This is a genomic window from Mesorhizobium sp., from assembly GCF_024509055.1.
Lineage (GTDB): Bacteria > Pseudomonadota > Alphaproteobacteria > Rhizobiales > Rhizobiaceae > Mesorhizobium.
Genome location: NZ_JANINM010000480.1, coordinates 1 through 12,511 on the forward strand (window position 1 = coordinate 1; position 12,511 = coordinate 12,511).

Here is a 12,511-nt window from a genome sequence, read left to right on the forward strand (position 1 = left end):
CCTTCTCGGCGCCGTTCTCGATGCGCATGACCGAGATCGACGCGGTCGGCATGTACGACACGGCAGCTGAGGAGATGGGCAAGGTGTTCGTCACCACCGAGCTCGGCGGCGGCGGCACGTCGCGCGCTGAAACCGTGGGGATCGCGCGCCGCGGCATTCTCAATGTGCTGCGCCATGGTGGGATCGCTGCTGGTGAGGTCGAGAAGAGTCGAACCCAATGGCTCGACATGCCGTCCGGCGACTGCTTCGCCTTCGCCGAGGAGGACGGCATGATCGAAACGATGGTCGATCTCGGCGAGCCGGTCGAGGACGGCCAGGTCATCGCGCGCATCCATCCGGTCGGCCGCACCGGTCAGGCGCCGCGGGAGATCAAAGCCAAGATCTCCGGCCTGCTTGCCGCGCGTCACTTTCCCGGCCTGGTCAAGGCCGGAGACTGCGCAGCTGTGATTGGCATTTTGGTCCCATCATGACCGTTTGCGCCGTCATGCAGTTTCCATCGGCGTGACTAATTGCGATATCGGAGGGTAGCGATGTCGCAGGGGCCGTTATGGGTGCCTGCGCTCCCGCGACCGCTATCCACAACAGGCCTCCACCTAAGCAAGCACCTTGGCGAGGAAGGATTGCGTCTGAGGATGAGAAGGGTTGCCGAGCACGTCCGCGGGCTTTCCCTCCTCGATGATCTCGCCGCCCGCCATGAAGACGATGCGATCGGCCACCTCGCGAGCAAAGCCGATCTCGTGGGTCACAACGATCATTGTCATGCCGCTTTCCGCCAGATCACGCATGACATCGAGCACGTCCGACACCAGTTCCGGGTCGAGTGCGCTGGTAGGCTCGTCGAAGAGGATGAGTTTGGGCTGCATGGCGAGCGCGCGCGCGATCGCCACACGTTGCTGCTGACCGCCCGAAAGCTGGCGGGGATAGGCGTTGACCTTTTCAACGAGGCCGACCCGCTTCAGGATAGCATGCGCACGTTCCTTCACTTCGTTGCGTGGTTGCCGTTTCACTCCGACTGGTCCTTCCACGATGTTCTGGAGAACAGTCATGTGCGGGAACAGGTTGAAGTGCTGAAACACCATGCCGATATGGATGCGCTGGCGCGCTATCTCGTGCTCGTGCATTTCCTGCAGGTAGCCATTATGCTCCCTATAGCCGATCAGTTCGCCGTCCACCCGGATGCGGCCGTGGTCGATACGCTCGAGATGGTTGATGCACCGCAGAAAGGTGCTTTTGCCCGAACCGGACTGACCGAGCAGGCATGTCACCTGACCGTTGGAAACGGACAGGTTTATCCCCTTGAGAACCTCTAGGGACCCGAAGGATTTTCGTACCCCTGTCGCCTGCACCATCAGCTTCCCCTGTGGCCTTGCCTGAAAGGTCATGACAGGCTCCTTTTCTCACCGGCGTCGAGTGTACGGGCGCGCGATAGCCCGAGGAAAGAGCCGATGCTTTGCAGGGGCGTGGGAGGGAGGTTGCGGCTGCTGCCGCGGGCGTAGTGACGCTCTATGTAATATTGGATGACGCTCAGCACCGAGACGATGATCAGGTACCAGATCACCGCGACCATCAGCAGGGGGATCGTCTCGAACGTGCGTGTATAGATTGTCTGCGCCGCGAAGAGCAGTTCCGGCACGGCGATGGTGCTGACCAGCGCCGACATCTTGAGCATGTTGATGGTGTCGTTGCCGAGCGGCGGGATGATGACGCGCATCGCCTGCGGTAGCACAACGCGTCGCAGCAGCCGCCAGCGCGACATACCGATCGACTGGGCCGCTTCAGTCTGGCCATGGTCGATGGAGATGATGCCCGCGCGGATGATCTCGGCGCTGTAGGCGGCCTCATTCAGGCCGAGGCCAAGTATGGCCGCGATATAGGGGGTGATGAGCGCGTTGGCGTCGAGCTGGACGAAGTCCGGACCGACAAAGGGAATGCCAAGCGAAATGTTCGGGAAAAGCGCCGAGAGGTTGTACCATAAGAGTAGCTGCACCAACAGCGGCGAGCCGCGGAAGAACCACACGAACAGCCATGAAGAGCCCGACAGGACCGGGTTGGGGGATAGGCGCATGACGGCGAGCATCACGCCGAGCACGACGCCCATCACCATGGCGATGGCCGTGAGCTCGAGCGTGCGCCGCACTCCCAGCAGGATCGTGTCCGAGGTAAAGTATTGCCCCACGACGGACCATTCGAAGCGGGGATTGGCGAACAGGGTGTGCACCGTCATCGCCGCAAGCAGCGCGACGAAGGCGACGGCCACCCAGCGCCATGGGTGCCGCGCCGGCCTGATGGCCAAGTCGATCGTGGGATCGGCGCTCCTTTCCACGGAACCGGTTTCCTTGACGGACATGGCGAACTCCCAGGATTTTGACTGCCGGTGGCGATTGGCTCCTTACTTGCCGTCGTTTATCGTGGCCTGCTTGATGGCGCCGACTTCCTGGCCCCATTTCGCCAGGATCTTGCCGTAGGTGCCCTCATCGATCAGAGCCTGCACGGCGGCCTGCAATGCCTTGGTCAACTCGTCGGACTCCTTCGGCAGCACCAGCCCGTAGGGTCGCGGCGCATAGGAAGTGCCAGGCACCTCGAAGTCACCCTTGTGTTGCTGCGAAATATAGGCGCCGGCGGAGGTGTCGATCATGGCAACATCGGCCCGGCCCGACTGCAACGCCAGCACGATCTTGCTGGTGCCGGGCAGAACCTTGGCGTTGACTTCCGCCTTGCCGGCCTTCACGCAATCCTCGGATGCCTTCTTGGCATCCTCGATTTCCGTGGTGCCCTTGTCGATGGCGGCGGTGACGCCGCAGATATCGGCGAGGCCGTGGATGTTCTTCGGATTGCCCTTTTTGACCAGGAAACCACCACCGGAGGTGAAGTAGTCGACGAAATCGACCTTCTTGCGACGTTCGTCGGTGTCGGTCATCGCCGACATCGCCATGTCGTAGCGCTTGGCGGCAAGCGCGGGAATGATGGCGTCGAAGCTCATATTCTCGAATTCCAGCTTGACCCCGAGCTTCTGGCCAATCGCTTCCGCCAGATCCTTGTCGAGGCCGATGATGGTGGTGTTGTCCGTGTCGTAATATTCGAACGGCGGATATTCGACGTTGCTGGCGACCTTGATCGTTCCGGCCTCCTTCAGCTTGGCCGGGAGCATGGCGTTGAGCTTCGGATCCGTTTTGGTCGAGATGGCGCTTTCGGCGTGAGCCGAGCCCGCAAGTCCAGCCAAAAACAATGCTGCTGCGATGGTCGAAGCGAACCGAACCCGACTAGAATGTTCATTGCGCATGCGTTTGTCTCCCCTATTGATTTGGTCTTGAAGCTCGCAGTTCTTGATCGTTGAAGGCGGCTAACCGTCGCCAACGCCTCGCTCGTAGGTGGGCGCGATGTTCCCGGCCTCAAGCTCTCTGATTTCAGGCGCTTTTGCCCCTTGTGCTGCAGGCGAAGACAAAGTTTCCTTTCGATCGTTCCATCGAATCTTTCACTCCTGCCAGACATCAGAGACAAGATGCCTATAGCAATATATACAACTTATCAAAATCCGCCTTGTCAAGCGCGGTCGTAGGGGGGCGTCGGTTTTGTTCTGACACGGATGACGAAGTTGTACTAATATGTGGGCACATTCGATCTCGAAACGCATTGGCAAGTGGCGACATGAGCAAGACGACGACCAGGACCGAGAAGGAATTGACGCACGGCAATGGCGAAATTGGAGTTTCGCTGGGGCAGCGGGTGCGCAACCATGTTTTGGGGAAGGTTAATTCGGGAGAATGGCAGGAAGGCTATCGAATCCCGTCTGAATCGCGTCTTTCAGAGCAGCTGGGCGCCTCACGCATGACAGTCCACATTGCCATGCGGGACCTCTCCGCCGAAGGCATTCTTGTGCGCCGACAGGGTGCAGGCACTTTCGTCGCCGCCCGTCAGGGCCAATCCACGCTCATGGAATTACGCAACATACAGTCCGAGATCGAAGCGCGCGGCAATCGCCATACCACTGACGTCATCAAGATGGAGGAGGTCAATAGCGACCTTAATATCGCGACCGAACTGAATGTGGTTCCAGGCACAACGGTATTTCATTCGCTGTTGGTTCATCGAGAGAATGGAAGGCCTCTGCAGATTGAAGACAGATACGTAAATCCGCAGTTTTCTCCGGACTATCTGGAGCAGGATTTCACAAAAATCACGCCTTACGTCCATCTGATGGCCGTTGCGCCTTTGGAAGAGGTCGAGCATATCATCCAGGCCGTCCTGGTTGACGAGTTCAACTGTGAGTTACTCGAAATGAAGCAGGGGGAACCTTTGCTTCTGTTGCGTCGCCGCACATGGTCGCGCGGTATGATTGCATCCAGCGCACGTTTCTTGCATCCAGGTCCTCGCTTCAGTCTTGCCGCGCGCATGTCCGTTGGTCGCTAGGTGCGCTCCTGGACGTGACCTGCCCGTCTTGACAGCGGCAAGGCAAGTGAATGATATCTAAGTCACATATACAACTATGTGCAACTTGGATGCCATTATGCGGAAGCCAATCTTTGCCGTCGGCGATCAGGGAGCTGAAGCCCCTAAGCCCAGCGGGCGACTAGCGGGATTGCCGAGCTATGGGCGGGGGCGGGCGGGACAAAGCGTCGTTTTTGCGCACCGGCTCGGTTCCAACGAGGCGCCAGATCCGCCCAGCGCCGCCGTTCTGGCCGCGGTGGCCAGGGCCATGGCGGGTGCGCATCGCTATCCGGACCTGCGCGGTGAGACGCTGGTGGAAGCGTTGGCGGTCCGGCATGGCTTGCCATCCGACATGATTGCGGTATCCGCAGGCTCGGTCACCATGCTGGACCAACTCATCCGAGCATTTTGCGACTCGGGCGACAGGGTCATCACACCCTGGCGTTCCTACGAGGCCTATCCGATCATTGCCGGCGGCGCGGGTGCGCGCCTCGTGGAAGTGCCGCTGGACAGCGACCATCGGTTGGACATGGCAGCGATGCTCCAGGCTTGCGCATCCCAAGCGCGAGTGGTGATCATCTGCAATCCAAACAATCCGACCGGCACCATGCTTGGGCCGACCGAATTGGACGCTTTATTGGATGCCATACCCGCGCAATCGCTCGTTATCCTCGATGAGGCTTATGCCGACTATGCCGACGAGCCGGGCATCGTTGCTTCCTCTCCCGCACGGCGTCTTTCGCGACATCAGAACCTGGTCGTGCTGCGCACCTTTTCCAAGGCTTGGGGACTTGCAGGCATGCGGGTCGGCTATTGCCTCGCGGATCGCAGTATCGTTGCCGCAGCGAACGCGGTTGCGCCGCCATTTCCGTTGCCGGCGACCGCGCAGGCGGCGGCACTTGCCGCCCTTGCCGAGGGGGACGTGGTAACGGCACGAATCGCAGCCAGCGTTGAGCAGAGACAACGCATGTCTGAGGGGCTCGCAGCTCTTGGTTTCCAGGTTGCGCTCTCAAAAGCTAATTTTGTCTGGCTCGCGGTCGGCGAGGAGGCGGGGGCGCTGACGCTTCACTTGCATGCGGCTGGCATAGCGGTGCGCTGTTTTCATGGCGAGGGGGTGCGCGTCACAACCGGTACGGCCGCCGATACCCGGGCACTGCTCACGGCTGCGGCGGCGTGGATGTCCAGATGAGGCAGGCGCCACGGGACAGCCATCCACCAGCGCACACGGATTGGCTACCTTGTTGGCTGTCATGACCCCGACAGGATATCTTTTCACGACCGCAAGCCGGGGTCCCTCGATCCATTCCAGAGCCGTCCAGCAGCCTGCGGACGAAACAATGAGTTGAGTGCCATGTCGAGACAAAGCACCCTTCCCAACGCGTTCGAGCAAACCATGCGCGATCGGTTTGCGGATCGTTTCCAGACCGGCACTGCCATCCGTGCTCAACACGGTTCCACAGCCACCTGGATCGAGAACCAGCCGCCGGATGGCGTGGTCTTCGCCGAGAGCACCGAAGAGGTAGCGGATATCGTCACGCTTTGTGGCGGCGCCGGCGTGCCCGTCGTTCCCTTCGGGGCAGGCAGTTCGCTCGAAGGTCAGGTCAACGCACCAAGGGGCGGTATTTCCGTCGACCTGACGCGGATGGACCGCATTCTTTCGGTCAATGCCGAAGACATGGATTGCGTGGTCCAGCCAGGCGTGACGCGCAGCCGCCTCAACGACTATCTGCGCGATACTGGCCTGTTCTTCCCACTCGATCCTGGTGCCGATGCAACGTTGGGCGGCATGGCTGCCACCCGTGCCTCGGGTACGACAGCCGTGCTTTATGGCACGATGAAGGACGCGGTTGTGTCGCTTGAAGCCGTGATGCCGAACGGCCAGGTGATCCGTACCGGGCACAGGGCGCGCAAGAGTGCGGCGGGCTACGATCTAACCAGGCTGCTGATCGGTTCCGAAGGCACGCTCGGCATCATCACGGAGCTGACGATTCGGTTGCGCGGCATTCCGGAGGCGGTGTCGGCGGCTCGCTGCTCCTTTCCAACAATCGAAGCTGCCAGCAATGCCGTCATCAGCGGGCTCCAATTCGGCCTCCCCTTTGCGCGGATCGAACTGTTGGACGCAACCACGGTCAAAGCGGTCAACGCCTACTCTCAGCTAAACCTGCCGGAGACGCCACTGTTGCTGGCCGAATTCCATGGCACACCGGATACCGTCGCCGAATTGTCGGTGCGTTTTGGCGAGGTCGCGCGTGAGTTCGGCGCCACCGCTCTGGACTGGACGACAGATCCGCAAGAGCGGACGCGGCTGTGGAAGGCGCGCCATGATCTGTTCTGGGCGGTCCTGGGTCTACGGCCTGGCGCCAAGGGTATCAGCACCGATGTATGCGTGCCGATCTCGCGATTGGCCGAATGCATAGGCGCGGCGGCCGAGAGGGCGCAATCGCGGGGGCTGCTTGCCCCGATTGCCGGCCATGTCGGTGACGGCAACTTCCACAATTTGATCCTCATCGATCCACAGAATCCGGCGGAGCGGGCCGCCGCCAAATCCTATATCGGCTGGTTGAACGAGCTTGCTCTTTCCATGGAAGGAACCTGCACCGGCGAGCACGGCGTGGGGCAGGGCAAGCGCTCCTACATGGAACGCGAGATGGGCCCGGCGCTGGACGTAATGGCGGCCATCAAGGCTGCGATCGATCCGAAGAACATCATGAACCCGGGAAAGATCTTGCCCGAACGATCCTGGGAGAAAAGCTAGCGCTTGTGCCTAAAAATGGACGCCAGTTCTTGGCGCAAATGATACGCCGACAAAATCTTCCGGCGAAGGCCACTTCCCGTCTCGGGCGCCGCGGCGGACCTTATCAAGGGCAGCGATATGGAAGGCATTCGGCTAGGCCCGCTTATGCATGGTTGAACGCGTCGACGATGGCTTGCGAAGCGGGATGCACGATCGCGCTCTTCGACCCGTCGAGCGGGCGGGCGAGAATGATGGGCTCCCAGGCGAAATCCTCGGTAATCGGAACGCTGGCAAGCGGCTCTCCGTCATAGGCGGATCCGCCCAAGGGTCCTGAATAGGCGATGCCAATGCCTTCGCCATGAGCGGCGAGGCTGCGCATAACCTCTAGCGCCCGCACTCTGTGGTGGACGATCGGCTCTTCACCGATCCGTCTGAAGAGGCCCAGGACGTGCCTAACCGACAGGCCCTCTTCGAAGAGGATCAAAGCGCGTTGGCTGAGGTCCTTCAGGCTGACTTCCTTCAAGCCAGCCAGAGGATCGTCGATCCGCATGAGGGCATGGGGTTGAACGGATGTGAGCGGTCGGCGCAGGAAACTTGCGTCGAGACCGAGGTCGAACGTCACTGCGATGTCGATGCGCGACTGCAGCATGTCGCGGGCGAGCGTCTCGAAATCGGCGATACGGTAACGAATCTCCGCTCCTGGAAGCTTGCTGCGCACGGCATCGAGCAGGCGGCCGATGTGAAGTGGCGCCAGATCCTCGGATAGCCCCAGGGTCAGGCGGCCGACAGTCGCATGCCGGCTGCGGGCAGGATCGTCCAACTGGCGGGCTTGCGAGAGGATGTCCTCGACCTTGGCGAGATAATCCCGACCAAAATCGGTCAGCTCGACTGGAGCCCCCCTGCGTCGGATAAAAAGCTTGCGCGCAAGACGCCGCTCGACCTGGGTGATGGCGACCGAAAGTGAGGGTTGCGAAACGTTGAGTTGCGCTGCCGCACCGGAGAGGCTGCCGAAACGGCCCACGGCCGAGATATATTCGAATTGGCGAAGGGTAAGATATAGCATGAACCTAAGAGCATATTAAAATACTTATTATTTGCAACTATGAATGAGCGGGTGTTTGCTCGAACCATCAAATCGGGAGAAAGCAATGTCACATCCACTCGTCGCACAGGAACAGATCGAGGCTTATCAGCGTGACGGCGTCGTGCTCGTGCGCGGGCTGTTCAAGGACCACGTCGAAGCGCTTCGGGCTGGTGTCGCCCGCAACATGGCGGAGCCCAGCCAATATGGCGCCGAAAACCTCAAGCCTGGCGAGGCAGGCCGCTTCTTCGATGATTATTGCAATTGGGAGCGCATCCCGGAATTCGGGAGAGTGATCCGTCACTCGGCGGCCGGCGAGGTTGCCGCGGAGCTGATGGGGTCGAATTCGGTCCAGCTCTTCCACGACCATGTTCTTGTCAAGGAACCCGGCACTTCGAAGCCAACGCCCTGGCACCAGGATGGGCCCTACTACTTCGTCGAGGGGATGCAGACGGTCAGCTTCTGGTCGCCGCTGGATCCGGTGCGCGAAGCCTCGCTGCGATGCGTCGCCGGCTCGCATCGTTGGCCCAAACCGGTATTGCCGACGCGCTGGCTCTCGGAAGAGAATTTCTACGCCGATAGCGACACCTATATCCCGGTTCCCGATCCCGATGCCGAGGGCATGGACATCCGCGAATGGGAAATGGAGCCGGGCGATGCAGTCGCCTTCAACTACATGACTCTTCATGGCGCACGCGGCAACGAAGCGGCGACACGCCGGAGGGCCTTCTCCCTGCGGCTCGTGGGCGACGATGCCCGCTATGTCCAGCGCCCCGGGCGTACCTCGCCTCCCTATCCCGGCCATGGCATGTCGGCAGGCGAGAAGCTGCGCGAAGATTGGTTCCCGACGATCTTCCGGCGCGACGCCTTGCGCGACGTCGGCTGATCAGCTCATCGAGATGACCGACCGAGCGTTCGCGAAGCCCAATGGCACAATGAGAAGTTGCCAGGTTTTGTCGCGTCGCACGCATTCGGTCACTGCGCCGTTTGCCGTTCGATTTCTTGCGCGGGATTTGGATTTCGTGTTTCGGATCTGCGATCCCCGACCCTCGCCTGGGAAACAAAGAAGCTTGTCGCCGGCATCACACCGGCGACGGCCGGCACCACGCTCGGCGGCAGGACGATACCGGCCACGTAGATGCGAGTAGGGACCGGCTCGCGATCGCGACGATTTCAGCCGATCTCGTAGTTGCGGCGGCGGTTTCGCTGCGGCAGGCGACCGCCTCACCTCTCTCGCAACACGTCCTGCTTATAGCGAATGAGTGGCGAAAGCAGGTAGCTGATGATGCGGCGTGAGCCGGTCTTGATCTCGACCGTGACCGACATGCCGGGCGAGAGTTCAGCGGATCTGCCCTCAATCTGCATCCTCGTGCGGTCGAGCGAGACACGCGCCACGTAGGTCGCTTCCTGGCCCTTCGAGCCGGCGTCGGAGTTCCCCGTCGTCGACGACTGGTCGGCTCCGGCGTCGCTGCGTCTGTCGTTTGCAACGGTATCGTGCGAGATACCCAGCACGCGTCCGTGCAGGAGCCCGTAGCGAGTGAAATTGAAGGTATCGACCTTGATCTCCGCTTCCTGTCCAGGAGAAATAAAGCCTATGTCGCTGTTCGACACCATCGCTTCGATCTCGAGCGAAGCATCGGCTGGAACGACGACGGCCAGCGCCTGCGCCGGGGTGACGACACCTCCGATCGTGTGAACGGAAAGCTGCTGAACGACGCCGTCCACAGGTGCTGTCAGCGTCTGCATCCTTGCTCTTTGCTCGGCCTTCTTCATATCCTGGGTCAGGCCAGCTGCCTTTTGCTCCGCCTTCGCGAGATCGTCGAACAACGTGCGGTGATATTCGGCCTCGGTCCGGGCACGTGTCTCCTTCAACACGGCGACAGCCGCGTCTGCCTCGCGTTGGCGGCTCTCCAGGACCGGGAGGTCATGCTCCTGGCCAACCAGATCCTGCAGGTCGGTAAGGTAGGAAATCTTTGAGGCAAGTCCTTTGTCGTAGAGGTTCTTGCTCACCGAGACCCGCTCCTGGAGCGGAGGCAGAACAGCCTGCAGCTTGGCGATAGTGGCTGTGATGGTTTCGCTCTCCGCCTCTTTCTCGCCGAGCTGGCGAGTGATCTCGGCGAGTTTCGCGTCCTGCTCGGCAGTCTGCATCACGAGGAAATGGCGCTGCATGTCGACCAGCGATTGGCTGGCATCGGCTGGAGCGACGAAGTCATCGAGGGGATTGGCGTGACCCGCAAGGGCCGCCCGAAGCCGCGCCGCCTCGAGCTGCGCGGCGACGAGATCGCTTTTGATGTGGTCTGCCTCGGCAGTGCTCACGGTCGGATCGAGTTCGATGAGCACGTCTCCGGCCTTGACCGAGGCGCCGTCGCGCACGTGGATGGCTCGCACGACGCCGATCTCGAAGGGTTGGACGACCTTCACGCGGTCATCGGGAACGACCCTGCCGGGAGCCGTTGCCACGATGTCGATTTTGCCGATCGTGGCCCAGGCAAGGGCGGCGCAGAAGAACAGGATGATGGTCGCGCCGATGGCCCGACCCAAGGGGGAGGGAGGTGTCTCCATCACCTCGAGCGCCGCGGGAAGGAAAGCGATCTCATGATCGCGTCGGCGAACTTGCCGTGCGGGAAATTCAACGATGTTTCCGGCGGCTGCCATTGGTGTTTCCCGCTTGCAGTTGATGCAGGTTGGCGTAACGGCCGTTCGACCGGATCAGGTCGTCATGCGTGCCATCCTCGGCGATTCGGCCGCGGTCGATGGTGATGATGCGGTCGGCATGCCGCACCATGGACAGGCGATGGGCGATGATGATGACGGTGCGCCCTTCCGCCATGCTGCGCATATTGTCCTGTACGATGCGTTCGCTCTCATAATCGAGCGCGCTCGTCGCCTCGTCGAAGATCAGGATGCGCGGGTCGCCGACAAGCGCCCGGGCGATGGCGATCCGCTGGCGCTGCCCGCCTGAGAGCGAGCAGCCACGCTCCCCGATCACTGTGTCGTAGCCTTCCGGCAACTGAAGGATGAACTCGTGGGCTCCGGCCAGCTCGGCGGCGGCGATGACGTCCTTCATCGGCATGGCCGGGTCCGCAAGGGCGATGTTGTCGCGCACCGAGCGGTTGAACAGCACGTCCTCCTGCAGCACCACGCCAACCTGGCGCCGCAGCCATGCGGTATCGACCATGGCAAGGTCGACGCCGTCGGCCAGGACCCGGCCGCTCTCGGGCACGTAGAGGCGCTGGATCAATTTGGCGATCGTGCTCTTGCCCGAGCCGGACGTGCCGACAAGCCCGATGGTCTGGCCGGGGAGGAATTGGAAGCTCACATCGTGAAGAACTTCCGGCCCATCGACACGGTAGCGGAAGCTGACATGCTCGAAAGTGATCTCGCCGCGGATCGGTGGCAGCGAGGCACGGCCCGCCCCGAACGACGGCTCTGGCTGCGTATTGAGGATATCGCCAAGTCGGGCGACCGAAATGCGCGCTTGATGGAAATCCTGCCAGATCTGGGCGATCCGCAGCACCGGGGCGCTCACGCGGCTGGCCAGCATGTTGAAAGCCACCAGCTCGCCGACCGTCAGCCGGCCGTCTATCACCAGCTTCGCGCCGAAGAACAGGATGGCGGCGGTGACGATCTTGCTCGCGAACTGGATGATCTGGCTCGCGGTATTGCCCAGGCTCAGCACGCTGAAGCTTGCCCCCACATACGCGGCGAGCTGTTCCTCCCAGCGGCGCTGCATCTGCGGTTCGACCGCCAGGGCCTTGAGCGTCTCCACGCCGGTGACGCTTTCGACCAGCAGCGCCTGATTTTCGGCGCCGCATCTGAACTTCTCGTCTAGACGCTTACGGAAGAGCGGCGTCGCTCCCGCTGAAACGCCGATGTAGACCGGGAAGGCGCTCAGCACGACCAGGGTAAGGAGCGGCGAATAGACAACCATGACGCCCAGGAAGACGATGGTGAAGGCAAGGTCGACGACGAGCGTCAGTGCCGAGCTCGTCAGGAAGTTGCGGATGTTCTCCAACTCCCGCACACGGGCAATCGAATCTCCCGCGCGCCGCGCCTGGAAATAGGCAAGCGGCAACGCCATCAGATGGCGGTAGAGGCGCGCGCCGAGTTCGACGTCTATGCGATTGGTCGTATGGGCGAATAGATAGGTGCGCAGTCCGCCCAGAACGGCCTCGAAGGCAGCGATCGCGACCAGCCCGACAGTCAGGATTTCCAGGGTGCTCAAGCCACGATGCACCAACACCTTGTCGATCACGACCTGGAAGAGCAGC

General features: G+C 61.5%; 11 protein-coding genes. 5 read left to right on the forward strand and 6 right to left on the reverse strand.

The features are described from left to right. On the forward strand, positions 1-470 hold a 470-nt coding region (locus Q0L57_RS27840; protein ID WP_296746287.1), incomplete at its 5' end, for a succinylglutamate desuccinylase/aspartoacylase family protein. Positions 471-593: 123 nt separating this feature from the next. Here Q0L57_RS27840 and Q0L57_RS27845 read toward each other — a convergent pair. From Q0L57_RS27845 to Q0L57_RS27855, 3 genes are read right to left on the reverse strand one after another with little or no spacing between them, the layout of a single operon-like run. Further along, complete coding sequence (locus Q0L57_RS27845; protein WP_296746288.1) at positions 594-1,382, reverse strand: amino acid ABC transporter ATP-binding protein; 789 nt, start codon at positions 1,380-1,382, stop codon at positions 594-596. Next, a complete protein-coding gene (locus Q0L57_RS27850) occupies positions 1,379-2,347 on the reverse strand; it encodes an amino acid ABC transporter permease (RefSeq protein ID WP_296746289.1) in 969 nt (322 codons plus the stop codon). Before Q0L57_RS27850 ends, Q0L57_RS27845 begins: the two co-directional genes overlap by 4 nt. Positions 2,348-2,389: 42 nt before the next feature. Next, entirely contained in the window at positions 2,390-3,220 is an 831-nt protein-coding gene (locus tag Q0L57_RS27855) for an ABC transporter substrate-binding protein (protein ID WP_296746290.1), read from the reverse strand. Between the two features lie 425 nt (positions 3,221-3,645). On the opposite strand from Q0L57_RS27855, the gene hutC reads away from it, so the two are divergent. The 3 genes from hutC (at position 3,646) to Q0L57_RS27870 (ending at position 7,180) form a co-directional block, all read left to right on the forward strand. Next, positions 3,646-4,407 carry a histidine utilization repressor gene (gene hutC, locus Q0L57_RS27860; RefSeq protein WP_296746291.1) on the forward strand — a complete coding sequence of 254 codons (762 nt, stop codon included), beginning with the start codon at positions 3,646-3,648 and terminating at the stop codon, positions 4,405-4,407. A gap of 97 nt (positions 4,408-4,504) precedes the next feature. Further along, positions 4,505-5,614: a histidinol-phosphate transaminase gene (hisC, locus tag Q0L57_RS27865; RefSeq protein WP_296746292.1), complete on the forward strand. Its 1,110-nt coding sequence runs from the start codon at positions 4,505-4,507 to the stop codon at positions 5,612-5,614. Positions 5,615-5,818: 204 nt separating this feature from the next. Then, on the forward strand, positions 5,819-7,180 hold the full coding sequence (locus Q0L57_RS27870; protein WP_366940956.1) for an FAD-linked oxidase C-terminal domain-containing protein: 1,362 nt from the start codon (positions 5,819-5,821) through the stop codon (positions 7,178-7,180). A 142-nt stretch (positions 7,181-7,322) separates the two neighbouring features. On the opposite strand, the gene Q0L57_RS27875 is transcribed toward Q0L57_RS27870, so the two are convergent. After that, positions 7,323-8,222: a LysR family transcriptional regulator gene (locus Q0L57_RS27875; RefSeq protein ID WP_296746294.1), complete on the reverse strand. Its 900-nt coding sequence runs from the start codon at positions 8,220-8,222 to the stop codon at positions 7,323-7,325. Between the two features lie 85 nt (positions 8,223-8,307). On the opposite strand from Q0L57_RS27875, the gene Q0L57_RS27880 reads away from it, so the two are divergent. After that, complete coding sequence (locus tag Q0L57_RS27880; protein ID WP_296746295.1) at positions 8,308-9,126, forward strand: phytanoyl-CoA dioxygenase family protein; 819 nt, start codon at positions 8,308-8,310, stop codon at positions 9,124-9,126. A 338-nt stretch (positions 9,127-9,464) separates the two neighbouring features. Here Q0L57_RS27880 and Q0L57_RS27885 read toward each other — a convergent pair whose 3' ends face one another. Beyond that, on the reverse strand, positions 9,465-10,895 hold the full coding sequence (locus Q0L57_RS27885) for an HlyD family type I secretion periplasmic adaptor subunit (RefSeq protein ID WP_296746296.1): 1,431 nt from the start codon (positions 10,893-10,895) through the stop codon (positions 9,465-9,467). Then, positions 10,870-12,511 (reverse strand): type I secretion system permease/ATPase (locus Q0L57_RS27890; protein WP_296746297.1); only part of this gene is annotated, 1,642 nt, incomplete at its 5' end. The genes Q0L57_RS27890 and Q0L57_RS27885, both read right to left, overlap by 26 nt.